Genomic DNA, 24,870 nt, shown 5'->3' with positions numbered 1-24,870 from the left:
GCTTTTCTCCCCTCTCCAGAAACAAGGCGCCGTCCGACCCAGGACGGCCAAGGAGGACCCATGCCCAATCTCCAGAACAAGTCGATCGTCATCACCGGCGCCGCCGGCGGCATTGGCGCCGCCATCGCCAAGGCGCTGGCGGCCGATGGCGCACGCATCCTCGTGGCTGACCTTTCAGAAGAGGCCGCGAACCGGGTGGCAGGCGAGATCACCGCCGCCGGAGGAACCGCAAAGGCAATCGCCGTGGACGTCCGCCGCCGCGCCGATGTGCGCGCCATGATCGATGCGGCGGTGTCCGCTTTCGGGCGCCTCGACGTTCTCTTCAACAATGCCGGTGTCGCCCAGACGCGCCCTTTCCTCGACATCACCGAGGACGACTGGCACTTCGTCACCGATGTGAATGCCATGGGCGTGCTGATCGGCATGCAGGAAGCCGTCAAGACCTTCCGCGCCCAGGGCGGTGGCGGCAAGATCATCAACACTGCGTCCATCGCCGGCAAGCAGGGCTATGAGCCGCTCGCGCATTATTCCGCCAGCAAGTTCGCGGTCGTGGCGCTCACCCAGGCAGCCGCCCGCGCCTTCGGCAAGGAGGGCATCACGGCCAATGCCTTCTGCCCGGGCGTGGTCGCCACCGACATGTGGAAGACCATCGACAAGGGGTTCCGCGACAGCGGCCTGACGCACAAGGAAAACGAAGCCTTCGATGGCTTTGCTGCCGGTGCCCTGCTGGGCCGGGCCTCGCGTCCGGACGATCTGGTGGGCGTCGCGCGCTTCCTCGCCTCGTCCGACTCCGATTTCATGACCGGCCAGTCGCTGCTGGTGGATGGCGGGATGGTCCTCGTCTGAGGAAAACCGCGCGCCGCCGTCCAGCGGCGGCGCGTCACAATTCTTCCAGGCTATCCCCGATGGCCTCGATGCCGCGCAGCCGCTTGCGCCCCGCTGCGCCGCTCTTCTCGATGGCCCGCGTCACGAGGAGATGGCAGAGGGCGAGCACGGACACGTGGTTGAACAGCGGCCCCGGCGCCAGCGTCTGGCAGCGGAAATGCCAGGCCGCGGTCGGGCGCGGGGGAGCCCCCTCGTCCGTGATGTAGAGCACCTTCGCCCCGTTCTTTTCGGCGATGGCCAAGAGATCGTCGAAATGGGCGACGCGCCGCCGCAGCCCGAAGGCCACGAAGACATCCCCGGGGCGCACGCTCACGAGATGCTCGCCCAGCGTCTCGCCGGCGCCCGGGATCGCGACGATGTTCTCGATCACCTGCGTCATCTGCCAGCGGAAATAGTCCGCGAAAGGATGGCTGCTGCGGAACCCGAGCACCCACACCTTCCGGGCGCCGAGCAGGGCTTCGACCGCGCTGTTGATCTGCCCTTCCGAAACCGACTGGAACGTGGCCTCGAGATTGGCGATGCCCTGCGCCGCATGGGCCTGGACCGACTGCTCGCCGCGCGCGTCTGTTGCTCGGGCGAGGAAAAGGCGCGATCCGGTCTGCGTCTCGGCGCGCGCATGCCGCCTTGCTTCCTCATAGCTTTCATAGCCCAGCCGGCGGATGAAGCGCGACACGGTCGCGTTCGACACCTGCGCGAGGGCCGCCAGTTCCGAGGCCGAATAGGCGGCCAGTTCGCCGGGAAAGTCGCAGACGAAATCCCCGAGCCGCCGTTCAGCCGGACTGAGGCTTTCGAGGATGCCGCGGACCCGCGCGAGGAAGGAAGGGCCATCGGCAATCATGCTGCGCTCCCACGAAAACTCATTTTCAGCTTCCTATCCGGCATCCGTCGGGCCGGCAAACGCACGGACAGGCTGGGACGCCTTTCTGCCCAATAATTAGACAAGCACGCAACCGCGAGAAAAATAGACAGAATGGCCGTTTCACGACTGGAAACTGAGATTTCTTGTGCTACGATCTGAAAATATAATTTCATAACCAGAGACGGAACCATGGCAGCTGAAGCACTGGTGGAGGCCGGCAAGCCCGCGTCTCCCGCGATCCGACAATTGGAAGGCGCTCTCAACAAGATCGGCCTCACCCGCGCCCACAAACAGATCATCCTGCTCATCCTCATCGGCTGTCTGTTCGACAGCTTCGAGCAGAACACCATCGGCGTCGCTGGCCCGGCCCTGCGCGCCCAGTGGGGGCTGACGGGCGCCGACATTGGCTTCCTCAACACCATCACCTTCGGCAGCGCGGCGCTCGGGCGGCTCCTCTCGGGTATCATTGGCGACCGCTACGGCCGCCGTGTCATGCTGGCCATCAACCTTCTGCTCTTTACCATCGGCTCGGCCGCCTGCGCCGTGGCGCCCAATTTCACGGCCCTTTGCTTCGCGCGCGCGGTCGTCGGTTTCGGCGTCGGTGGCGAGATCTCCACCGCCGTCACCATGCTCGCCGAATTCTGCTCGCCCCGCTTCCGCGGCACGGCGGCAGGCCTCGTGAACGTGGCGGCGGGCGGTTTCGGCAATTTCCTTGCCCCCGCCTTCGGCCTGCTGATCTTCACGTTGTTTCCGGGCGAAAACGGATGGCGCTGGCTGTTTGCCGCCCTCGCCCTCCCTGCCCTCCTCGTCACCTTCTATCGCCGGCTGGTCCCGGAGACGCCGCGCTTCCTCGTGGCGCAGAACCGGATTGCCGAGGCCAATCAGGTCCTGTCGCGCCTCGCCTCCGGTTCGCTCGCCCGCACCGATGTGCCCGTCCAGAATTTCCTGACCGTGGCGGACACGGCGGAGCCGCCGCCGAAAAGCGCCTGGCGGGACTTGTTCCGCATGCCTTATCTCGGCCGGACGGTGGCCGTCGCGATCGCCATCCTGATGAGTTACGGCGCCCAACTCTCCGTGCTGACGCTGATGCCGAGCATCTTCGTGTCCATGGGCTACACCTATTCCGGCAGCCTGCTCTACGCCATGATCATCCAGAGCGGCAGTGTCCTCGGCGCCATCGCGGCATCGTGCTTCGGCTATTACTTTCCCCGCAAGAGGGTCCTGACCTTCGGGTCCGTGCTGGCGTGCGTTGCCGCGCTGTCCATCATCTATCTCGGGGTCAACATCTATCTGGTGCTGCTGTTCGGCGCCGTGTTCCAGTTCTTCGTGCTGCTGCTCAACACGTCGATCTGGATCTATGCGCCCGAGCTCTACCCCACCCGCATCCGCGCGTTCGGGGTCGCCTTTATCCTCGCCACCGGCTCGGCGGCTGGTTCCTTCATTCCGACCATCTCCGGGGCGCTGTTCGACCATTACGGTATGGTGGGCGTTTTCGCGCTGGCCGCCGGCATGTATGCGGTGTTCGCGCTCTGCATCCAGCTCGGGCCGGAGACCTACGGCAAATCCATGGAAGACGTGAACCGGTCCGTCGAGGACGACCTGTCACCGACGCCGCAAACAGAGGGCAAGCCTGCGACCGCCTGAATGTCACAGCCTCATATTCTTCTCATCAATCCCAACAGCTCCCCCGCGACCACGGACATGATGTGCGCGATCGCGGAGCGGGCCGCTGGCGAGCGGGTTGCCATTGTCTGCGCGACGGCGACCCGCAGCCCCGCCATGATCGTCACGGTGCCGGAACTGGAAGCCTCGGCGGCGGAAGTGGTGGAACTGGGCGCCGCCCATGGCGAAAATTGCCTGGGCATCATCGTCTCCGCTTATGGCGATCCGGGCCTCGATGCCCTGCGCGCACAGGTCGATGTTCCGGTCGTCGGCATCTGCGAAGCATCGATGCTCGCTGCCGCCAGAGGCGGAAGGCGCTTCTCGGTGGCGACGGTCACGCCGGACCTCCTCGACCACATTGCCGCCAAGGCCGAGGCGCTCGGGCTGGGCGGTCTCTATGCCGGTGCGCGCTGCTCGGATGGCGATGCGCGGGCGCTGGCCGGGAACGCCGAAGCCCTTGATCGCACCCTCGGTGAACTGGTGCGCCTCAGCATCGAGGACGACGGCGCAGAGGCCGTCATCATCGGCGGCGGGCCGCTGGGGGCGGCGGCAGACCGGCTGCGCCCTCTCTTTCCGGTGCCCGTCCTTGGTCCCATTCCGTGCGCGGTGGAGCATCTGCTCGACCGTGCCGCCTGACCTTGTCGCGGCTGGATGTCGGCCACCGGCCGGTTTCCAGCCGAACCGTACCAAGGAGCGTTCAAACCGAAAAGCTCATATGCGTCCCATATGGTTAGCTGCATGTGTCAGTCGCGAAGCGCTGTTCGGCGGGCGACGTCGGCCCAGAAGGGCAGCGTTCCGGCAAGGCCGCGGCCCTCGCGCCCTTCCGGCGAGCGCCAGCCGCCCGTCGCACCGCACCAGGAGGACGCATGCCAGACGCTCCGCCCCCGATCATCACGCAGGAAATCCGGATCGTTAATCCCGCGGGTGAGCCCCGGCTCATCCTTTCGGCGGCCGGCGGTACGCCGTCGGTCGTGCTGCTCGGAAACGACGCGACGCCCAAGGCCAGGCTAGCGCTGGATGCGGATGGACGTCCCTCCCTCGTGCTCTCCAATCCCGACGGAAACGGCCCGGTGGCGGCAATCGAGATCGATGACAAGGGCGCGCACGTGAAGTTCGACCGCCCCGGCGGGGCATCGTCCTATCTGTTCCTCAACACCGGCGGCGGCTCCGGCCTCGTGCTGATTGACAGCACCGGCAAGCGCCGCGTGAGCGTGGTGGTCGGACCCGACGGCCACGTCGCCGTGCAAGGCTTTGAAGGATCTGATCCCTTGCCGCAGCCCTAGCGCCTCGCCCGAACACACGTTGTTCCGTGCGCCGCACCCATTTCGCTGCACCGCAAGAATTCCCCGCCACGCCGAGCTGTTGAAAGATCCCACGCTTCTTATCTCGCCGTGCTTTTAAAAGCTCGGCATATGATCCTTGCGACACAAGATCAGTCAATCATCGCACAAACATGCGAAACATCCGCAGATTGACCAATATACCCGAGCGCAGCATCCGTTATGTTACGGTCACAGGACGGGAATACGCGTGCCGGACCAGCACACCGCGTCCACCGGCAGAGGCCGCCAGGAGGCCATAAAGACCACGACCCCTCGGACGTCCGACCGCGGGCGGATCATCTGACCCCGCCCCGCAACCATCCTCAAGCAAAGGAGCATGGCGTTGAGCGAAGCCCCCACATTGCGAGCGGTCCCCATCGGGATCGATGCCACCGGCACCCGTCAGGAGTTCGACAGCATGGGCACGGTCGCGGTGCCGGCCGACCGATATTGGGGGGCTCAGACCGAGCGCTCGCTGCATCATTTCGATATTGGCGGCGACCGGATGCCCAAGGCCGTCTATCACGCCTATGGTTATGTGAAGAAAGCCTGCGCCCTGGTCAACGCGGCCGCCGGCCGCCTGCCGGACTGGAAACGCGACGCCATCATCCAGGCGGCGGACGAAACCATCGCCGGCAAGCTCGACGACCATTTCCCGCTCTATGTCTGGCAGACGGGCTCGGGCACCCAGTCGAACATGAATGTCAATGAGGTGCTGTCCAACCGGGCGATCCAGTTGCTCGGCGGCACCCTCGGCACCCAGCATCCCGTCGGCCCCAATGACGACGTGAACATGGGCCAGTCGTCGAACGACACCTTTCCGACCGCCATGCACATCGCGACCATCTTCGCGATCGACGACCAACTGCTCCCGGCTGTGACCCGGCTGGTCGAAATCATCGAGAAGAAGGCCGATGGCTGGATGGATGTGGTCAAGATCGGCCGCACCCATCTGGAAGATGCCGTTCCCTTGACGGTCGGCCAGGAATGGCACGGATGGGCCGGACAGATCCGCGCCTGCATCGCCGCCATCGAGGCGAGCCGCGCCGGGCTCTACGAACTGGCGGTGGGCGGCACGGCGGTGGGCACCGGCCTGAACGCGCCGGCCGGCTTCTCCCGCGACGTGGCGGCGAAGATCGCAGAACTGACCGGCAAGCCATTCGTCACCGCCCCCAACAAGTTCATGGCCCAGGGCTCGCTGGACGCCATGGTGCGGGCGTCCGCCGGGCTGCGCGGCCTTGCCATCGCGCTGATGAAGATCGCCAACGACATGCGCTGGCTCGCGTCCGGCCCGCGCTGCGGCCTCGGCGAGCTGAAGCTGCCGGACAACGAGCCGGGCTCCTCCATCATGCCTGGCAAGGTCAACCCGACCCAGTGCGAGGCGATGGTGATGATCGCCATCCAGGTGCTCGGCAACGACAGCGCCGTCGCCTTTGGTGGCAGCCAGGGCAATTTCGAGCTCAACGCCATGCGCCCGCTGCTCATCAACAACGTGCTGCACTCCATCCGCATTCTCGCCGACGGCTGCGACCGCTTTCGCGAATTCTCGGTCGAGGGCACGGAGATCGAGCGCGAGAAGATCAGCGCCTATGTCGCGGGCAGCGTGATGCTGGTGACCGCGTTGTCGCCCGTCATCGGCTACCAGAACGCGGCCCATATCGCGGAAAAGGCGATTGCCGACGGCACAACGCTGAAGGAGGCCGCGCTCGCCTCCGGCAAGGTGGATGAAGCCCTGTTCGACAAGGTCATCGTGCCGCTGAACATGGTCGGCAAAGGCCTTGCCGGCGCCTGAAGGAGACGACGAATATGATCCGTTGCGTCCGCATGTGGACCGGCCCCGATGGCAATTCCCTCTTCGAGGAAGGCACGCTGGAGATCGGAGCCGGCCAGCACGGCAAGGCCTCAGGCCTGCCCATCGCCGTCCACGAACTCTCCTTTCAGGAAACCGCCAGCGGCGGCTCCTTCGAATGGCATCAGGACCCCCAGCCGCAGTTCGTCATCACGCTCGCCGGCACGATCGAGTTCGAGGTGAAGTCCGGCGCCACCTTCACCATCCACCCCGGCGACGTGCTCATCGCGCAGGATGACAGCGGCAGCGGCCACCGCTGGCGGCTGATCGGCGATCAGCCCTGGCGCCGCGCCTATGTCATCTACGATCCCGGCACCAATCTGCATTTTAAGCCGAACGGAGCGCAGGCATGACCTTCTCCCAGAAGACCGACACGGATGTCCTGCTGATCGGCGCCGGCATCATGAGCGCGACGCTCGGCACGCTGTTGCACGCGCTGGAGCCCTCGCTTCGGCTGACCATGCTGGAGCGGCTTGACGATTGCGGGCTGGAAAGCTCCATGGGCTGGAACAATGCCGGCACCGGACATGCCGCCAACTGCGAGCTCAATTACACGCCGCAGCGGGCGGACGGCAGCGTCGACATCAGCAAGGCCCTCCAGGTCAACACGCAGTTCGACATCTCGCGCGAACTCTGGTCGCATCTCGTGACCACCGGCGCCATTCCGGACCCGCGCGCCTTCCTGCATCCCTGCCCCCACATGAGCTTCGTCTGGGGCGAAGAAAACGTGGCCTTCCTGAAGGCGCGCCACGCTGCCATGGCGGCACACCATTGCTATCACGGCATGGACTATAGCGAGGACCCGGCCCAGATCGCCCAGTGGGCACCGCTGGTGATGGAAGGGCGCGATCCGGCGCAGAAGATCGCCGCAACACGGATCATCACCGGCACCGACGTGGATTACGGCGCGCTGACCCATCTGCTCGTCGGCCATCTCAAGACCGCCGGCCTCGATCTGCGTTACAACAGCGAGGTCATCGCCATCGACCGGGGCGACGACGGCATCTGGACCGTGACCTTCGAGGACACGGTGGACGGTACCCGCCAGCAGATCACGGCCGGCTTCGTGTTCATCGGCGCCGGCGGCGCGGCCATCGAGCTGCTGCAGAAATCGGGCATCCCCGAAGCCAAGGGCTATGCCGGCTTCCCGGTGAGCGGCATCTGGCTGCGCTGCGACGTGGATGCGGTGGCCGCCCGCCACCACGCCAAGGTCTACGGCAAGGCCGCGAGCGGCTCCCCGCCCATGTCGGTGCCGCATCTCGATACGCGGGTGATCGGCGGCAAGACCTCGCTCCTGTTTGGCCCCTACGCCGGCTTCTCGACGAAGTTCCTGAAGCGCGGCTCCCTGACCGATCTGTTTGGCTCGATCACCGCCAGCAACATCCTGCCGCTGCTCGATGTGGCGAAGGACAATGCCGCGCTGGAGGAGTATCTGATCGGGCAGGTGTTCCAGAGCCGCCACCACCAGTTCGAGATGCTCCGCCAGTTCTTCCCGCAGGCCCGCCGCGCGGACTGGCAGGAGGCCGTGGCCGGCCAGCGTGTGCAGATCATCAAGCCGGATCAGGGCGATCCGGGCGGCCAGCTGGAATTCGGCACCGAGCTCGTTGCCGCCTCGGACAAGTCTCTGGTCGCACTGCTGGGCGCCTCTCCCGGCGCTTCGACGGCCGCGGCCATCGCCGTGCATGTGCTCCAGACCTGCTTTGCCGACCGCCTGACCGAGGACGGCTGGCTCCCGGCGCTGCGCGGCGCCCTGCCGAGCTACGGCATCGATCTGATCACCGACGCCGAGGCCTGCAGCGCCAGCCGCAAGGCCACCGCCAAGGTGCTGAAGATTGACAATATCGATGCCTGAGATGACGCCGTCGCGCCTCGATGCGACGGGCCATGTCCTGCTGCGGATCGCCCGCCTCCTTCTGGGGGCGGGCGCGGACAGTGCGCATGTTCACCAGCGCATCGAGACGCTCGCCGGTCAGCTCGGCATCGAGGTCCAGTTCTTCACCGGAAGCGAGCGCCTGCTGCTGATGATCGCCTCCGAGGGCACCTACCGCACGCGGGTGGGTCATGCCCTCGGCGTGATGGGCATCGATGCCGGTCGCCTCGTGGCGGTGGATGAGGTCGTCACCGCACTCGGTGCGGGCCGGCTCGATGTCGAAGCGGCCGATGCCCGCCTTGCGGAGATCGAGGCACACCGGAGCGGCTATCCCGACTGGATCGTCGTCCTCGCCGTCGCGGCCACGGCCGCAGCGCTGGCGCGGCTGTTCGGGGCGGCATGGCCGGTGGTCGGCGCGGCCTTCGGGGCCGGGCTCGTGAATGCGCTCGTGCGCCTGTGGCTGGGCCGCCGCGGCGTGCTTCCCGCCGCGGTCGCCGCCCTCACCGCCTGCGCCAGCGGCGCCTGCGCCATTCTGCCCTTGCGGCTGACGGGGGACGATCCGACGCTGGCTCTTGTCGCGGCGGGCATGATCCTCGTGCCCGGCGTACCGCTCATCAACGGCATCCGCGATCTGGTTCAGGGGCATGCGGCGATCGGGCTGGGCCGGCTCGCCAACGGCATTGTCGTCGTCCTTGCGATCGCGACGGGACTGTCGCTCGCGAGCCTGATCGGCGGCGCGGCGATCCCGGTATCGCTACAGACCGCGAACCTGCCGATCGGCTGGGACGTTCTCTTTGCGACGGTCTGCGCACTCGGTTATGCGCTCGTCTTCGGGGCGCCGCTGCGCGCCATTCCGCCCATCCTGTTGTGTGGAGCACTGGCCCACGGGCTGCGGACCACGGTGATGGCGCTTGGCGGGGATATCGCCCTCGGCACGCTGCTGGGCGCGTTCGCGGCCGGCCTGATGGCCTCCCAGGTCGCCTCCCGCGTGGCCGCGCCATGGACCGTCTTTGTCTTTCCCGCGGTCGTCGCGATGGTGCCCGGCTCCTATGCCTTTCGAGCGATGATCGGGGGGCTCCAGCTCATGCGGCCGGGTGCGGAGAACACCGTTGCCCTTCTGACGGCAACGGCCTCGGCGCTGATCGGCGCCCTGGTGCTGACCACGGCCATTGCCATCGGTCTTCTGGTGGCCTCGGCGCTGCACGCAGTGCCCCTGCGCCGAACCTGAAAGGCCTCCTGATCATGGACCCCACGGCAATGGGGCCCATGACTGCGGATCCTACAGGAAGCCGATGGAAAACCACGGGATGAAGGTGAGCGCCAGGAGACCGAGGAACAGGGCGCCCAGATAGATCCAGATGCGCCGCATCCCGGCTTCCGGCTTCACCCCGCCAATGATGCAGGCGGCGTAGTAGCAGAGGCCGAACGGCGGAGCGAAGAGGCCGAGGCCCATCGCGAGGATCACCACCATGCTGTAGTGGACCTCGTGGATGCCGAACTGGCGGGCGATCGGGAACAGCAGCGGGCCGAACAGCACGATGGCGGGAATGCCCTCCAGCAGGCTGCCGAGCACGATGAAAGCCACCAGCGAGATCAGCAGGAAGCCCACCTGTCCGCCGGGCACGCCGGCCATGGCGGCAGCCAGAGCATGGGAGAAGCCGGACTGGGTGAGCGCCCAGGCCATGGCACTTGCCGCCCCCACGATGAAGAGGATGGCGCCGGAGAGCGAGGCGGTGCGCGCAAGCATCGGGAGGGCCCCGCGCCAGCTAAGGCCGCCGCGATAGACCAGCAGGCCCAGCACCAGCGAATAGGCAATGCCGATGGTGGAGACCTCGGTGGCGGTTGCCACGCCCTCGACCACCGCGGTGCGGATGAGGAAGGGCAGCAGCAGCGCAGGGATCGCCACCAGCAGGGTCTTCATCACCACCGCGCGGGGCGCACGGGGCACCACGCTCTGGTCCTCTTCCTTGCCCGCCCGGTAGCGGGCGACGACGGCCAGAACCAGCGCAAGCACCAGGGCGGGCAGGATGCCCGCCGTGAACAGCGCAGCGATGGAGACGCCGGTCACGGAGGCGATGGCGATGAGCACGATGGAGGGCGGAATGGTCTCGCTCATGGCGCCGGAGGCCGCGAGCAGCGAGAGCAGTTCCCCGTCCTTCATCCCGCGCTTGCGCATCTCGGGAAACAGCACCGGGGCCACGGCCGCCATGTCGGCGGTCTTGGAACCGGAGATGCCGGAGACCAGCAGCATGGCGCCCAGCAGCACATAGGACATACCCGCCTTCACATGCCCCAGCAGCGAGGCGAGGAAAGCCACCATGACCCGTGCCATGCCCGTGACCTCGACCAGTTGGCCCAGCAGGACGAAGAGCGGGATGGCCAGCAGGATGAGGCCGCTCATGCCCTCGTCCATGCGGCCGACCACAATGGTCAGCGGCGTGGTGGTGACGGTGAGCAGATAGGCGGTGGTGGCAAGGGCGAAGGTGAAGGCGATGGGCACGCCCGCCAGAACGCCCGCGCCCAGCAGCCCCACGAAGAACACCAGCAGCGCCCAGTTGCCGATGCCCATGAGCAGCGGTGCAGCGGTATGAAGACCTGCGGCTATCATCACCAGCAGAAGGGTCACGCCGATCACGTCCATCCAGCCGTGGCGGAGCAGCTTCAGGCTGCAGCTCAGGATGGCCAGCGTAAAGCCCACCGGCACGGCGAGCGCCCGCACCATGCCGGACCAGCCGAGGGCCGGCATTTCCACAAAGGACTGATCGAGCGTGTAGTCATAGGCCGCGTGCATCAGCAGCCCCAGCAGCACGAACACGCCACCCACGGCCAGCGTTTCACACCAGGCCTGCGCCCGGCGCGAGAACATGCTCACCAGGAAGGTGAGGCGCATGTGCTCGCCGCGCTGGATGGCGACCACCGCCCCCAGCATCCCGAGCCAGAGGAAGAGGATGGAGGCCAGCTCGTCCGACCAGATGATCGGACGGTGGAACGAGCGGGCGCAGATGCCGACGAAAAGGATAAGCACCTCGGCGGCCACCAGCAGGGCGGCAGGGATTTCGACGATGCGGCGCAGCCAGCGCTCCGCATCCGCGACCCACGCCGGGGCCGCCGCCTCCCAGGCGGTGTCTTGGGAGTGGGACACCGTGCTCATGCCAGGTCGCCCGTCACGGTCTCGAGCGCCTTCCAGGCGTCGGTACCGAACTTGTCCTTCCAGGTCTTGTAGAAGCCGTTGTCGCTCAGCTCCTTGCGGAAGGCGGGCTTGTCGGCGGTCTCGAACGCGAGGCCGCGTGTCTGGAGCTGTTCCTTCAGCACGCCATTCAGGCGCACCACGTCCGCGCGCTGCTCCATCGCCGCGCGGTCGAACTCGCGGGTGACGATCTCCTGCAGGTCGGCCGGCAGGCGGGAGAAGGCGCGGCGGTTCGCCATCAGCCAGAAGGGGTCCCAGATGTGGTTGGTTTCGGAGACGTACTTCTGCACCTCGTAGAGCTTGCCGGAATCAATGGCGACAAGGCCGTTCTCCTGCCCGTCCACGAGGCGGGTCTGGAGGGCGGTGTAGAGCTCGTTGAAGTTGATGGAGGTGGGGTTGGCGCCGAGCGAAGTAAAGAGGGAGGTGAAGATGGGCGAAACCGGCACCCGGATGCGATAGCCCTTGAGATCCGCCGGCACGCGGATGGGCTTGGAGAAGGACGTGATCTGGCGGAAGCTGTTGTCCGCCGCCTTGGACACGATGAGGAGCCCGGCCTTCTCCACCTGCCCCCGCACATAGGTGCCCACGGCTCCGTCCACGCCGCGCCAGACATGGTCATAATCGGCGAAGGCGAAACCCACATTGGTGATGGCCGCACCTGCCGCGACAGTGGAGATGACCGAACCGGCGATGTTCAGGAACTCAATCCCACCCGAGCGGACCTGCGTGATGAGGTCGGTGTCCGAGCCGAGCTGGCTGGCGGGAAAGAACTTGAGCTCCATGCGTCCGCCGGAGGCTTCCTGAATGCGCGCGCAGGCCTGCTCGAGGCGGGCATTGATGGGCTGCGTCAGGGACTGGCCCGTCGCCACCTTGAAGCTGAACTCGGCGGCCCGTGCCGGCGAGGTGCGGATGGCCACCAGCGGAATGGCGGCCGCCGCGCCGGCGAGCAGCGTGCGGCGGGACAGGCCCGTGTTCGAGGCGGCTTTGGTGTGATCGGCCATGATGGTCCTCCCCGGCCTCGCCATGTTCGGCGCAGGCGTTGGCATTGCGGCGTCATGCGCGGGCGTACCGCGCGTCCACTGCGCTCAAAAGGGAGAGGCGGTCGCAGGGTGCGCCGCTCATCCTCCTTATCGCGTCCTCCGGCACACCGGTTTGTCCGGCGGCATTCTTGATGGCACGACAGTAGGAAGCTTGTTCGTGAAGAACAATTCAGATTGCTTGCACTTCTCTTTAGCCTGACTTAATCATTGACGCATGCAGGTTCCCTTACGGGCCATTGGTGTCTTCCACGCGGTTGCCCGTACGGGCAGCGTGACCCGTGCTGCCGATGAACTGGGCGTCACGCCCTCCGCCGTCAGCCAGCAGGTGCAGGCGCTGGAGATCAGCCTCGGTACGGCCCTCATCGGCAAGGCCGGGCGCAACGTCGTGCTGACCGAAGCCGGCGAGCGCTATTTCGAAATGATCCGTGGCGAGGTGGAGCGGATCACCGAGGCGACGCAGCGCATCCGCGGCTTCCGGTCTGTCACCACCCTCACAGTGCGGGCGACGCCGAGCCTTGCCACCAAATGGCTGCTGCCGCGTCTCGCCGGCTTCATCGACGCCCATCCCGAGATCGAGCTGCGCCTCGACGGCACCAACGAGCCGACCGCCTTCCAGAAGGAGAATGTGGATGTGGAAATCCGCCACGGCACGGGCCAATGGCCGGGCCTCGTTGCGGAAGGGCTGGTGGAAGAGCGTTTCCTCCCCGTCTGCTCGCCCGCCCTCGCCGCTGCGGGCAGCCTCGCGGCGGAGGATTTGCCCCGCTTCCGGCTCATCCATTCGGTGAAATCGCAGGTTCAATGGCCCTATTGGTTCACCTGCGCCGGCGTAACGCCCGCTGAGCGGCTGCGCCGCCTGTTCTTCGACCGCACCCACATGGCCATCGACGCCGCCGTGGGCGGCCTCGGCATCGCGCTGGAGAGCGATCTCATGATGTGGGCGGAGAAGCACGATGGACGCCTCATCTGCCCCATTGCGGAGCCGCCCCGGATCACTCTTGTCACCCAATGGGCGACCTGCCCGCCCGATCACCTGCGCCACAGCAAGGTGAAGCTGTTCTTCGACTGGCTGCGTCGCGAGCGGGACAACTGGCTGGCCACCCGCGACGCCTCACTTTAGCTTGCCTAACAGATCCGTTCAGATTTCTGGATAGTGCTTCACAAATCCCGCTTCTAGCCTTGCATCCATCGCGGTCGCGCTTCGGCGCAGATCATGGACCGCGCAAGATCCCTGGCCGGGCCTTTCCGCCCCACGCGCCGGCCTGCCGCCACGGATCATCGGAGGAGGAAGCTCGATGAATCTCCATGCCTTGCTGGCGCAGCGCGCCGCCAGCGGAAAGCCCGTCCGCGTCGGGTTGATCGGCGCCGGCAAGTTCGGCTCCATGGTTCTCGCCCAGGCCCAGCGCATCGAGGGGATGCATGTGGTGGGTGTCGCCGACCTCAACGTTGGCCGCGCCCGCGCCTCCCTCGCCCGCGTCGGCTGGCCGGAAGAGCGTTATGGGGCAACCTCGCTCGCGGACGCCTTCAAGAGCGGCAAGACCTGTGTGCTGGATGACGCAAATGCGCTGGCGGCCTTCGACGGCGTCGAATGCATCATCGAGGCCACCGGCCATCCCATCGCCGGCGTGCGCCATGCGCTGGCCGCCATCGACGCCGGCAAGCATGTGGTGATGGTGAATGTGGAAGCCGACGTGCTCTGCGGCCCCCTGCTGGCCGAGCGGGCGCGGCAGAAGGGCGTCGTCTATTCCATGGCCTATGGCGACCAGCCGGCCATCATCTGCGAACTGGTGGACTGGGCCCGCTCCTGCGGCTTCGAGCTCACCTCCGCCGGCAAGGGCATGAATTTCGAGCCCCGCTACCGCTATTCCACCCCGGACACGGTGTGGGGCTTCTTCGGCTGGAGCGAGGAAGAAGTGGCCAAGGGCGACTTCAACCCCAAGATGTACAACTCCTTCACCGACGGCACCAAGGCGGCCATCGAGATGGCGGCGGTGGCCAACGGCACGGGGCTCGACTGCCCCGACGACGGCCTCGCCTTCCCGCCCACCGGCCTGCACGATCTCGCCCGCGTCTTCCGCCCCGTGTCCGACGGCGGGCGCCTGCCGCGCTCGGGCCTCGTGGACATCGCCGCAAGCCAGGAGCCCGACGGCCGCGAGGTGTTCAACAACATCCGCTATGGGGTGTTCGTCACCTTCAAGGCCACCAGCGAATACACCAAGGCCTGTTTCAAGCAGTATGGCCTCCTGACCGACCCCTCGGGCTGGTACGGCTCCATGTGGCGGCCGTTCCACATGATCGGCCTTGAGACCAGCATCAGCGTGCTCTCCGCCGTGCTGCGGCACGAGCCCACCGGCTGCTCCAAGGAGTTCCGCGGCGATGCCGTGGCCACGGCCAAGCGCGACCTGAAGCCGGGCGAGATGCTCGACGGTGAAGGCGGCTATGCGGTGTGGGCCAATGCCATTCCGGCCAGCAAGAGCCTTGCCTTGCGGGGTCTGCCCATCGGCCTTGCCCATAATGTGAAGCTGAAGCGCCCGGTGGCGCGCGACCAGATCGTCAGCATCGACGATGTGGAACTGGAAGCCGATCTCGACGTGGTGGCCCTGCGCCGGCAGATGGAAGATGCGGCGCGCCCGAAGGCCGCGCGTTCCGCCGCCTGAGCCTGTAGACTCACGCGGGTCTCACTCTGCGCTCCGCCGCCGGTTTCGGTCGCGCGGCGGAGCGCGCCTGCTCTTTCCAAGCGAGCCGCACGCATCATGTCCGTCCCCTCCCCTTTCGTCGTGATCGCCGAATTCCAGGTCAAGCCGGGCCGCCTGGCCGACTTCCTCGCCCTCGCCCATGACGACGCCACCAGCTCCGTGTCCTCTGAACCCGGCTGCCGAACCTTTGACGTCTGCGTCTCCGCGGCCGAGGCCGACACGGTCGTCTTCTACGAGGTCTACGATGACCGCGCGGCCTTCGACGCCCATCTGGAAACGCCCCACTTCGCCCGCTTCAGGGACGGCTTTCCGGCCCTGATCGTGGCTGAACGGCCGGTGCGCTTCCTCGCCCGCGCCACAAGCGGCGCCGGGAACTGAAGATCATGACGCTCCAACGGATCGGCTTTCTCGGCACCGGCATCATGGGCGGCCCGATGGCCCGCAATCTGGCGCGCGCCGGCTTCGAGGTGACCGCATGGAACCGCTCTTCCGGCAAGGCGCGCGCCCTTGAAGCGGATGGCGTCAGGAGCGCGCCCACGGCCCATGAGGCCGTCCGGGCCGCAGAGGTCGTCATCTGCATGCTCAGCTCCGGCCCGGTCTGCGACGAGTTCCTGCTGGGCGCTGACGGTATGATCTCCGCCATGGCGCCCGGCGCCACCCTCGTGGTGATGAGTTCCATCCCTGTCGAGACCGCCGAGGCGCAGGCCCGTGCCGCCGCCGAACGTGGCCTCCTTTATGTGGATGCTCCGGTCTCCGGCGGCGAGAAAGGCGCCATCGCGGGCAGTCTTGCCATCATGGCCGGCGGGCCGGCGGAAGCCGTGGCGCGGGTAACGCCCGTGCTGGCGGCCATGGGACGAGCCGTCCATGTGGGGCCGGCCGGGACCGGCCAGTTGTGCAAGCTCATCAACCAGGGGATCGTGGCCTCAACCCTCGTCGCGATGGCGGAAGCCATGACACTCGCCAGGCAAGGCGGCGCGGATCCTCTGAAGGTGCGGGAAGCGCTGCTCGGCGGCTTTGCCGATTCAACTATCCTGAAGCAGCACGCCTTGCGGATGGCCACCGGCGACTTCGTGCCCGGCGGGCCAGCGAAATATCAGCTGAAGGACACCCGCACCGCCCTCGCCCATGCGGCGCATCTGGGGCTATCCTTGCCCATGCTGTCGCTCACCGACAGCATGTTCGAGGCACTGGTCGCCAACGGCGACGGCGATTTGGACCACAGCGCCGTGATCCGGGAAATCTGGCGCGCCAATCCGGCCGTGGGCGCCGATCTGAGCGCGCCAGTCTGAGCTGCCATCCAGGCAAGCGGTTCAAGCGAAGCCTTGGCCTTCACTTCTGGGGCCGGAGGCGGGTGCCGGCGCGCTCCGGTTAGGTGCGCGCGTTGGCGATGCGGCGGCGACCGGCACCGGCCGCACCGTCGAGCACCGCAACGAGGGGAGCGAGGGGATCGATATCGCGCATCCGCTTATAGGCTGCCTCGGCCCGCGTCTGACGAAGGTCTGCGGCATCGAGCCAGAACCGGATGACCTCCACGGGATCCTGGTCGTGTGCCCAGTAGCTGCAAAGGCCGGCGAGTTCCGGCTGATGGAGTTCCGCCGGTTCCGAGAGCACGAAAGCCCGCAGGTGGGCCATCGCGATGAGCCGCATCGGACCGATGTGGTGGAACGGGCTCGCCCGGCCGAGGCTGAGAATGATGCGGGAGCGGTCCGCTCGCGCATTGCGCAGGAACAGCGGCGTGATATCCGCCGGCGTGTTCACGACGAGGCGGCAGGCCTTTCCGATTTGCGCCAGCAGCGGCCGGCGGTGCCCGTCCACATTGCCGAAAAAGAAGACGTCGATGTCCTTGTCGCGGTCGTTCAATCGGCTGCCGGTCTCAAGCACAGGCGTATAGCCGGGCGTCATCTGGCGTGAGAACACGCCGAGATCTGACATCATCCGCACGCTGTCGGCAAAATAGGACATGAAGAAGCGGCAGCGATCGAAGAAAGGCCGCCCCTCCGGCCCGAACAGCCAGGCCGTCTCCGGCTTGTAGTTGACCATGCCGTCGTCGATGAACTCGACGTCGAAGACCGCGTAGTCGTAGCTTGAGGCGGCCAGTTCGGCCACTTCCGCGCGCGAGAGATATTGCAGGCCGATCAGGATGTTGAGCGCGCGCGGCTCAAGCCGGCGGCAGTCCATCGTCACCACATGCCCGAGCGCGGCGAAGCAATGAAAGAGGCTGACATAAATGTCCTCCTTCATGATCGTCCAGCCGGGCGTACGGTCGAAGACCACGATATGGATACGCGACACGCTTGAGCTGCTCCTACGCGATATCGTGTACGAAATAGCAGGGGAAGCTCAGGTACGGCACCCGCTGCAAACGCAGGCCCGTGAGGCCGAACACCTCGCGCAGCGCAACGGTCTCGCCGGGAAAACCGGGATCGTTGATCTCATCCAGCACCACCACGCTGCCCCGCACGAGGTAGGGCCGGATCTTGGTCAGGACCTCGCGGGTGGGGTCGTAGAGGTCCATGTCCAGATAGGCGAGCGCGATGATCGTCTGCGGATGACGGTCGAGATAGTGCGGCAGCGTCTCGCGGACATCGCCCTTCACGATCTCATACTTCTTCTTGTGCGGCAGGGGCTTGAACGCCTCCTGCGCGGACAGAACGCGCTCCAGGAAGGTCTCGTAGCCCTGCGTGGTGCGCACATTGCCCGGCTGGGCATAGACGGAAGTGCCGTCCTGCGGCGCGACGTCAACGAAACCGGAAAAGGTATCAAAGCCGATGATCTTGCGATGGTAATGCGTCGGTTCGTAGAGCGTGCGCAGATTGCTGAAAATCGACAGATTCTGCCCCCAGCGCGTGCCGAACTCCATGACCACCCCGGGGGTGTTCAGGATCAGCCGGTAAATGTGGTCCATGAACAGGATGCGGCCGAGCAGAAGGTGATCGGCAAAAAGCGCCAGATTATCCATGCGCTCGTTGCGCGGGATGGGCGACGTCCGATGGGCTTCTTCCAGATCCTGCCGCGCCGCATGTTCCGCGGCATTGAAGGCTCGCGTGAAGCCAAGGAGGTTCTCTTCCTCGCGCGCCTTGTCCCGATCCGCCATTCCGTCTCGCCCTTTCATTCTCGCAAGCGGGGATACCCCCCTGCTCCGTTTGCATCTCGCGGGGACAGATGCAATGGCAACCGGCCGCTTTTCCGCTTGTCGTTCCCGCTATGACGCCGGACGGTTCCGCATCCGGCACACGAAGAGCGTGTCCACGCACATGCTTTCCAAGACATCGAACAACGCCCGGAATGTCGCCTCGGCCTCCGGCGAATGGTCGTGCGCGGCCATGATGATCGTCCGCTCCCCGATCAGGGCTTTCAATCCGGCAGCGGACCGCTCGATTTCGGCCGGCGTGTGGGCGCAGTCGTTGAAGATGAAGCGGTAGCCGAGATCGGGAGCCGTGGCGAAGTCACCCTCATGAATGGTGACGAACGGCAGAAGCGCCAGAGCGTCCAGATTGCGCGCGAGGGTCCCGATCACACCACCGTCGCCGCGCAGAACCGGCGCGATCTCCGCCTCGAAGACCGAGGCCGCGACATGCCCGATCGACTGGCCGTCGCATTGAGGCGAGAAATAATGCACCTCGTCCCCGATCGCCCGAAAATGTTCGAGCTCGGGTCCGATTTCGGCGCTGACAAACCGCTTTTCACCGCCCGCATCGCGCACGCCCCGCGCCAGCACCGACGTCGCGCGCCCCACCCAGGCCCCCATTTCGAGAAACGGCCCCTCAAGAAGCCGCGCGCACCCATACAGCAGCCGCATCTCCCGTTCGGAAAGCCAGCCCGCGATCGGCGTGAGGCAACCCGGTTCCAGTTTCCAGTCATCCTGCTCGGCCCACATCCGGGTCATCAATTGCCCGAGATGCGGCACCTCTGCCTGCTGCGTGACAATCGGCTCAATGGCATACAATGCCGCACCGAGGATGCGCGTGTCCGGATGGTCCGGGACCTTGTTAATGGGGGCGTCGGCGAGCGGCACGCGGATGGAGAGGAGGCTGACACCCGTCCAGGGCAACAGGTGATCTTCCCTGCTGCGCAACGGCACCTCGACGACACAGCATCCCGACTGCGGCAGGGCCACCTCAATCTCCGGCCCCGCATTGATCGAAACCAGTGCGCGGGCCGTAGGCAGAGACAAGCTGCTGCCGAGCGTGAGCGCCAGCGCAACGGCGTCGGGCGCCGTGACCCGAAGCACCGCCACCACCTGCCGGGAGGTCCAGATATGGCTTTCTTCCGCCTCATGAAAACCTGGCCAGCGGCTCAGCGCCTGGGCAAGCGGCGTGTAACGTTCCACAGGCCATGATCGGGCCACGGGAAGCGTGACGACAGGCGGCATATCCGGCAAGGGCCTGTCCGTTGTGCCATCCGAAACGGCGGCTTGCCCCCCCGCCTGATCACGGCGGTTCCGCAGCCGTGCCCACTTGTCGAAGTAAGCCATGAACTGCTGTTCGCAGCGTTCGATGGCAGCGCTGATCCGGGGCTGATCCTCAGGCGCGCTCCGCTCCCGCAGCCACTGAGCATCCCGCACCACCTGCGCCTTTATCATCACGTCAAGCGCGGCATAATGCTCCCGTGCGGAGGCGCTGGTGCCCAGTGCGCCCACGCGCCGGTGCGTGTTGTTGACGTGCTGGCGCCAGCCGACCAGAGGGCGGGCCAGCAGATGATGGGTGCCGAGCAAGGTCGCACGCGCGGGCGCGATCGTGTCGAACCCGTAGGGACAGAATTCCGCATCCATCGGCGGAAAGGCCTCGAATACCGACCGATGATAAGCCAAGGTGGCGCCATACCACAAGGCGCCCCAATAGACCGGGACGGGATCGTCCCGACCCACCACCCGGTCGCCATGTATGGCATCGAGGATGCCCATGGGCATCCCGCCCTCCGAGATCAGCACCGCATTGCTGCTCACCAGCCGGCATCGCGGATCGCGGTCGAAACAGGCGAGAATCGCGTCCAGCCGCCCTGGCAGCGTGATGTCGTCGCTGTCCGCCTGGATGATCACTGGAGCCGACGCATAGCGCGCGAACGCATCCACAAGGGCCGAGCTGCGCGAGCGGCCATGGCGCAGCACGGTCGCCACGATGTCCGGACGTGCGGCGAGCCTGTCCATCACCACATCGATGCCGCCATCCTCCGAGCCGTCATCCACCACCAGCAGCTCGAAATCCGCGCGCCACTGGGCGAACAGGCTGTCCAACTGCTTGCCGATCCAGGGCGCGTGGTTGTGAAGGGGGATGGCGATCGTTGCCCGCATGGGCCGCGTTTCAGAGGAAGACATCTTCACGTCGGCGCCATCCGGTCCGCCCTGGTGTGCACTCATGCTGTGTTGAAGCCCTTTCCTCGGCCACCATTCGCCACGCACTTCGACGCCACGCCTCAGTCTGGGCCGCATTCATCTTTGCGTGCCCAAGGCACCCAGCCACGCGACTGTTCAGCACGCTCTGCGTCGCGCGAAAGCAGCCTGCCCCACTCCCGCAAGCATGCTGAATACCACGACGAACGCCTTGCCAAAATCGGGCGTCCGATCCCGCCCTCGGTTGCCGGTCCGATCGGCCGCCATTTCACCGGCCCTTCCCCTATCGGGCTGTTCCAATCACAAGAAGCGGCAGGTCAATCTTGACGGCAGGCCCCGGCCATCCATGGCGCCCCCCCAATCAGACGGGGCAGGAATTCGCCCATAGTCCTCCAAAGGCCTTGAGCTTTGCTCGGGCCTTGGATGCGTATCGGAGAATCAGTGAATCATTGCCGCAGCCGGGGCTACTTCCACGTCCGATCCACGGCGATCGCGCTTCCTACGGACGGGAGCGTCCAAAACTTGATATTGGACGCCAAACGGCAGCACCTCCCGTCTCTACCGCATTATGCCCTCGCGGATCGGGTCGCAAGCCGGATCCGAAGTGTGGCATGCCAGCAGCTCACGCCACGCTCCTCACGAGGGCGTCATGATGATCTTGCCGAGGGCGGCTCCGCTTTCCAGCATGGCATGAGCGTCGCGAACACGGGCGAGCGGAAAGCGGGCGGCGATGGCCGGCTTGATGTGGCCGGCTTCGAGGGCGGCGATCACCTCGCGCATGATGCGGCGGCGGTTGGGCCGGTCATGGTCATAGATGTGGAAGGAGAAGCAGCGCACGGCCGGGCAATTGCCGAGATACTTGCGCATCTCGCCCATGAGATTTTCTTCCGGCAGACCCGCAAAGGCATTGTAGGAGAGCAGCGTGCCCCATTTCCGCAGTGTCCGCAGATAGCCCGCGAAATCCGCGCCACACACGTGGTCCAGCACGAGATCCACGCCGGCGCCGGCTGTGAGTTCCAGCGTGCGGTCCACCACATTCTCGGCGCGATAGAACACCACGTCGTCCGCCCCCATGGCGCGGGCGAACTCGGCCTTTTCCGCCGTGCTTACCGAGCCGATGGTGCGCATGCCCGCAAGCCTCGCAAGCTGGAGCAAGGCGGACCCAACGCCCCCGGCAGCGCCGATCACCAGCACCGTCTGCGGCGGGCGCGGGCCCGAGGCTTCATGCAGGAGGGCCCAGGCCACCTGATAGTTGGCGAGGCAGACTGCCTCCTCGCAGGAGACGCTGTCCGCCAGCGGATGAACGGCATTGGCGGGGGCACAGACATACTCCGCATAGCAGCCCCCGCGCTGGGAGAGGTCGCGGGCGCTGAGCAGCACCTTCTGCCCCACTTCCAGCCCCGTCACGTCGCGGCCCACGGTCTCGATATAACCGGCGACGTCGTTGCCGGGATTGGCCGGCAGGGGCGGCATCCATTTATAGACGCCGCTGCGGATCAGTGCGTCCGGCTGGCCCACCCCGAACGCCTCGGCGCGGATCACCACATCCTGCGCCCCCGGCAGGGGCATGGGAGCCTCCACATAATTCAGCGCATCCGGCCCCCCGGGCGTGTACACCAAAACCGCTTTCATTCCGCACCTCTGCTTGTCTTGCGCGACTGCTCAGTCGGCATAACTGCCATGGCCGATGCCGAGATAGGTTTCCATCACGCGCGGGTCGTGCAGCAGCGCCGCGCCCGTGCCCTGGTTCACGATCTCGCCGGTCTCCAGCACATAAGCGTAATCGGCGATGCGCAGCGCCATTTGTGCGTTCTGCTCCACCAGAAGGACGGAGACGCCCGTGGCGCGGAGCGAGTCGATGACGTCGAAGACATTGCGCACGATCTGCGGCGCGAGGCCGAGGCTCGGCTCGTCCAGCAGCAGCAGCCGGGGGCGGCACATGAGCGCCCGCCCGATCGCCAGCATCTGGCGTTCCCCGCCGGAGAGCGTTCCCGCCTCCTGCGCCCGCCGCTCCTTCAGCCGCGGGAAGCGGGCGAAGATCTCCTCGAGGCTGTCGGCGATCGCCTTGTGGTTGGATCGCCGCAGATAGGCCCCGAGCAGCAGATTGTCCTCTACGGACATGCTGCCGAACAGATCGCGCCGCTCCGGCACCAGCGCCATTCCGCAGGCCGCGAGTTCCTCGGTGGAGAGGCCATCGGTATTCTGGCCGGCGAAGGCGATCCGGCCGGAGCGCTTCGGAATGAGGGCGGCCACCGCATTCAGCAAGGTGGATTTGCCCGCGCCATTGGGACCGACCACGGTCACGATGGTGCCCGGGGCGACCGTCAGCGACGCGCCAAACAGCGCCTCCACCTGCCCGTATCCGACCCGCAGATCGTTGATCGCCAGCAGCGGGCTCATGCCGCGTCTCCCAGATAGGCTTCCACCACGCGCTGATCGCCCTGCACCTTGGCCGGGTCACCCTCGCAGATGAGCTGGCCGAAGCTCATGACCACGAGCCGGTCGACGAGGCTCATGACGAAGTCCATGTCATGCTCGACGATGAGGATGGTGAGCCCCTCCGCGCGCAGCTGGCGCAGAAGCTTGTAGAGCAGCTTCTTCTCCGGCAGGCGCAGGCCCGCTGCGGGCTCGTCCAGCAGCAGAAGGATGGGATCGGCGGCGAGCGCGCGGGCGATTTCGAGGATGCGCTGCTTGCCGAGCGGCAGGCTGCCCGCCGGCTGCATCATCACATCTTCCAGGCCCACGCGGCGGATCTGGCGGATGGCCTCCGCACGGATCGCCGTCTCCTCCCGCCGCTCCATGTGGAGGCAGGAGGCGAGGACGCCCACATGGGCACGGCGGTGGGCGCCGAGCATCACATTCTCAAGCACGCTGCGGTTCGGCATCATCTTCACGTGCTGGAAGGTGCGCGCGAGGCCGCAGTCGCCGATCTGCCGGGGCGTGCGCCCGCTGATGACCTGCCCGTCGAACGTGATGGTGCCCGAGGTGAGGTGCAGCGTGCCGGAAATGAGGTTGAACAGCGTGCTCTTGCCGGCCCCATTGGGACCGATCAGGCCGAGGATCTCGCCCGTCCGGACCTTCAGGCTGATGGACGACACCGCGACGAGGCCCGGAAACTGCTTCAGCGCGCTGTCCACCACCAGCAGATCGCCGCCCGCCGACGGGCGCGGGCGTACCGGCAACTGGGGGGCGTCCGTCTCTTCGCCTGCGTCGGTGGGCGCTAGGAAGGGCAGCCGGCGCACGAGGCCCGAGAGGCGCTCCGCCACGCCGCCTTCGGCGCGGTGCAGCAGGAAGATGATGAGCCCGCCGAAGACGACGGTTTCGAAATTGCCGCTGGTGCCCAGAAGGACGGGAAGGAAATCCTGGAGCCATTCGCGGGCGAGCGTGATGAGCGCCGCGCCGATGATGGCACCCCAGACATAGCCGGCGCCGCCCACCACGACCATGAACAGATATTCGATGCCGATGCTGAGGCTGAAGGGCGAGGGGTTCACGAACCGCAGCAGATAGGCATAGAGCCAGCCGGAGAGGCCCGCGAGCAGCGCCGCGAGGACAAATGCGATGCGCTTCTCCTTCACGGTGTCCACGCCGAAGGTCTCCGCCATCAGGGGCGCGTCCTTCACGGCGCGCAGCGCCCGTCCCTGCGCGGAATCGAGGAGGTTCGACACGGCCCAGACGGCCAGCGCCACGAGACCCCAGATGATCACGCCCAGTTCGCGCCCGCCGGTCAGCTCATGGCCGAAGAGGGACAGCGGTGGGATGTGATCGATGCCCGTATGGCCGCCCAGCATTTCGATATTGCCGAACAGGTAGAACAGGCTGATGCCCCACGCGATGGTGGAGAGCGGGAGATAATGGCCCGACAGGCGCAGTGTGATGGCGGCGATGAGGAAAGCGGCCACGGCGGTGGTGAGCAGTGCCGCGGGCAGCGTCACCAGAGGTCCGAGCCCGAACTGGGTGGCGATCACCGCCGTCGCATAAGCGGCGATGCCGGCGAAGGCGGCCTGACCGAAGGAGGTCTGCCCGGTGATCCCCGTCAGAACCACAAGGCCGAGGGCAACCAGCGCATAGAGGCCGATATAGTTCAGCACCGAGACTGCATGTTCGCCGGAGAGAGCCTGCAGCGCGAGGGCGGCGGCAAGGAGGGTGAGGATGGGAAGGAAGCGGGCCATGG

General features: G+C 66.3%; 21 protein-coding genes. 12 read left to right on the top strand and 9 right to left on the bottom strand.

The window, feature by feature from the left end; all coding sequences use genetic code 11:
- Window positions 1-60: 60 nt before the first annotated feature.
- Window positions 61-846: a glucose 1-dehydrogenase gene (locus tag AZC_RS09880; protein ID WP_012170434.1), complete on the top strand. Its 786-nt coding sequence runs from the start codon at window positions 61-63 to the stop codon at window positions 844-846.
- Window positions 847-880: 34 nt separating this feature from the next.
- On the opposite strand, the gene AZC_RS09875 is transcribed toward AZC_RS09880, so the two are convergent.
- On the bottom strand, window positions 881-1,723 hold the full coding sequence (locus tag AZC_RS09875; RefSeq protein WP_012170433.1) for a MurR/RpiR family transcriptional regulator: 843 nt from the start codon (window positions 1,721-1,723) through the stop codon (window positions 881-883).
- Between the two features lie 210 nt (window positions 1,724-1,933).
- Here AZC_RS09875 and AZC_RS09870 point away from each other — a divergent pair, with 210 nt between their 5' ends.
- The 7 genes from AZC_RS09870 to AZC_RS09840 all read left to right on the top strand — a co-directional run bounded on the left by AZC_RS09870 (window position 1,934) and on the right by AZC_RS09840 (window position 9,675).
- Window positions 1,934-3,388: an MFS transporter gene (locus tag AZC_RS09870; RefSeq protein ID WP_012170432.1), complete on the top strand. Its 1,455-nt coding sequence runs from the start codon at window positions 1,934-1,936 to the stop codon at window positions 3,386-3,388.
- A complete protein-coding gene (locus tag AZC_RS09865; RefSeq protein ID WP_012170431.1) occupies window positions 3,389-4,042 on the top strand; it encodes an aspartate/glutamate racemase family protein in 654 nt (217 codons plus the stop codon).
- 230 nt (window positions 4,043-4,272) lie between these two features.
- Complete coding sequence (locus AZC_RS09860; RefSeq protein ID WP_043879164.1) at window positions 4,273-4,689, top strand: hypothetical protein; 417 nt, start codon at window positions 4,273-4,275, stop codon at window positions 4,687-4,689.
- Between the two features lie 376 nt (window positions 4,690-5,065).
- Complete coding sequence (gene fumC, locus AZC_RS09855; protein ID WP_012170429.1) at window positions 5,066-6,520, top strand: class II fumarate hydratase; 1,455 nt, start codon at window positions 5,066-5,068, stop codon at window positions 6,518-6,520.
- Between the two features lie 14 nt (window positions 6,521-6,534).
- Window positions 6,535-6,930 carry a cupin domain-containing protein gene (locus tag AZC_RS09850; RefSeq protein WP_012170428.1) on the top strand — a complete coding sequence of 132 codons (396 nt, stop codon included), beginning with the start codon at window positions 6,535-6,537 and terminating at the stop codon, window positions 6,928-6,930.
- Window positions 6,927-8,429 (top strand): malate dehydrogenase (quinone), encoded by a 1,503-nt coding sequence (mqo, locus tag AZC_RS09845; protein ID WP_012170427.1) that lies wholly within the window; start codon window positions 6,927-6,929, stop codon window positions 8,427-8,429. The genes AZC_RS09850 and mqo overlap by 4 nt, the downstream gene beginning before the upstream one ends.
- Window position 8,430: 1 nt before the next feature.
- Window positions 8,431-9,675, top strand: coding sequence for a threonine/serine ThrE exporter family protein (locus tag AZC_RS09840; RefSeq protein ID WP_012170426.1), 1,245 nt, complete (start codon window positions 8,431-8,433; stop codon window positions 9,673-9,675).
- Between the two features lie 51 nt (window positions 9,676-9,726).
- On the opposite strand, the gene AZC_RS09835 is transcribed toward AZC_RS09840, so the two are convergent.
- Together AZC_RS09835 and AZC_RS09830 are read right to left on the bottom strand one after the other, a co-directional pair.
- Complete coding sequence (locus AZC_RS09835; RefSeq protein ID WP_012170425.1) at window positions 9,727-11,598, bottom strand: TRAP transporter large permease subunit; 1,872 nt, start codon at window positions 11,596-11,598, stop codon at window positions 9,727-9,729.
- Window positions 11,595-12,635, bottom strand: coding sequence for a TRAP transporter substrate-binding protein (locus tag AZC_RS09830; RefSeq protein ID WP_043879162.1), 1,041 nt, complete (start codon window positions 12,633-12,635; stop codon window positions 11,595-11,597). Before AZC_RS09830 ends, AZC_RS09835 begins: the two co-directional genes overlap by 4 nt.
- Window positions 12,636-12,888: 253 nt before the next feature.
- Here AZC_RS09830 and AZC_RS09825 point away from each other — a divergent pair, with 253 nt between their 5' ends.
- The 4 genes from AZC_RS09825 to AZC_RS09810 all read left to right on the top strand — a co-directional run bounded on the left by AZC_RS09825 (window position 12,889) and on the right by AZC_RS09810 (window position 16,656).
- Window positions 12,889-13,791, top strand: a complete 903-nt coding sequence (locus AZC_RS09825) for a LysR substrate-binding domain-containing protein (protein ID WP_012170423.1) — start codon at window positions 12,889-12,891, stop codon at window positions 13,789-13,791.
- 175 nt (window positions 13,792-13,966) lie between these two features.
- Entirely contained in the window at window positions 13,967-15,328 is a 1,362-nt protein-coding gene (locus AZC_RS09820; protein WP_012170422.1) for an NAD(P)H-dependent oxidoreductase, read from the top strand.
- A gap of 96 nt (window positions 15,329-15,424) precedes the next feature.
- Window positions 15,425-15,745: a putative quinol monooxygenase gene (locus AZC_RS09815; RefSeq protein ID WP_012170421.1), complete on the top strand. Its 321-nt coding sequence runs from the start codon at window positions 15,425-15,427 to the stop codon at window positions 15,743-15,745.
- A gap of 5 nt (window positions 15,746-15,750) precedes the next feature.
- On the top strand, window positions 15,751-16,656 hold the full coding sequence (locus tag AZC_RS09810) for an NAD(P)-dependent oxidoreductase (protein ID WP_012170420.1): 906 nt from the start codon (window positions 15,751-15,753) through the stop codon (window positions 16,654-16,656).
- Between the two features lie 79 nt (window positions 16,657-16,735).
- On the opposite strand, the gene AZC_RS09805 is transcribed toward AZC_RS09810, so the two are convergent.
- From AZC_RS09805 to AZC_RS09780, 6 genes are all read right to left on the bottom strand, one after another.
- Window positions 16,736-17,659 (bottom strand): hypothetical protein, encoded by a 924-nt coding sequence (locus AZC_RS09805; RefSeq protein WP_012170419.1) that lies wholly within the window; start codon window positions 17,657-17,659, stop codon window positions 16,736-16,738.
- A 13-nt stretch (window positions 17,660-17,672) separates the two neighbouring features.
- On the bottom strand, window positions 17,673-18,461 hold the full coding sequence (locus AZC_RS09800; RefSeq protein ID WP_052285910.1) for a TylF/MycF/NovP-related O-methyltransferase: 789 nt from the start codon (window positions 18,459-18,461) through the stop codon (window positions 17,673-17,675).
- Between the two features lie 108 nt (window positions 18,462-18,569).
- Window positions 18,570-20,681 (bottom strand): glycosyltransferase, encoded by a 2,112-nt coding sequence (locus AZC_RS09795; RefSeq protein ID WP_244421852.1) that lies wholly within the window; start codon window positions 20,679-20,681, stop codon window positions 18,570-18,572.
- Between the two features lie 651 nt (window positions 20,682-21,332).
- Window positions 21,333-22,328 (bottom strand): zinc-dependent alcohol dehydrogenase family protein, encoded by a 996-nt coding sequence (locus AZC_RS09790; protein WP_012170416.1) that lies wholly within the window; start codon window positions 22,326-22,328, stop codon window positions 21,333-21,335.
- A 30-nt stretch (window positions 22,329-22,358) separates the two neighbouring features.
- Window positions 22,359-23,096, bottom strand: a complete 738-nt coding sequence (locus AZC_RS09785) for an ABC transporter ATP-binding protein (RefSeq protein WP_012170415.1) — start codon at window positions 23,094-23,096, stop codon at window positions 22,359-22,361.
- On the bottom strand, window positions 23,093-24,868 hold the full coding sequence (locus AZC_RS09780; RefSeq protein WP_012170414.1) for a branched-chain amino acid ABC transporter ATP-binding protein/permease: 1,776 nt from the start codon (window positions 24,866-24,868) through the stop codon (window positions 23,093-23,095). The genes AZC_RS09785 and AZC_RS09780 overlap by 4 nt, the downstream gene beginning before the upstream one ends.
- Between the last annotated feature and the right edge of the window lie 2 nt (window positions 24,869-24,870).

The sequence above is a fragment of the Azorhizobium caulinodans ORS 571 genome (genome assembly GCF_000010525.1).
GTDB classification, from domain to species: Bacteria; Pseudomonadota; Alphaproteobacteria; order Rhizobiales; family Xanthobacteraceae; genus Azorhizobium; species Azorhizobium caulinodans.
The sequence above is the reverse complement of the archived record's forward strand: the minus strand, read 5'-3'. Positions and strand labels throughout refer to the sequence as shown.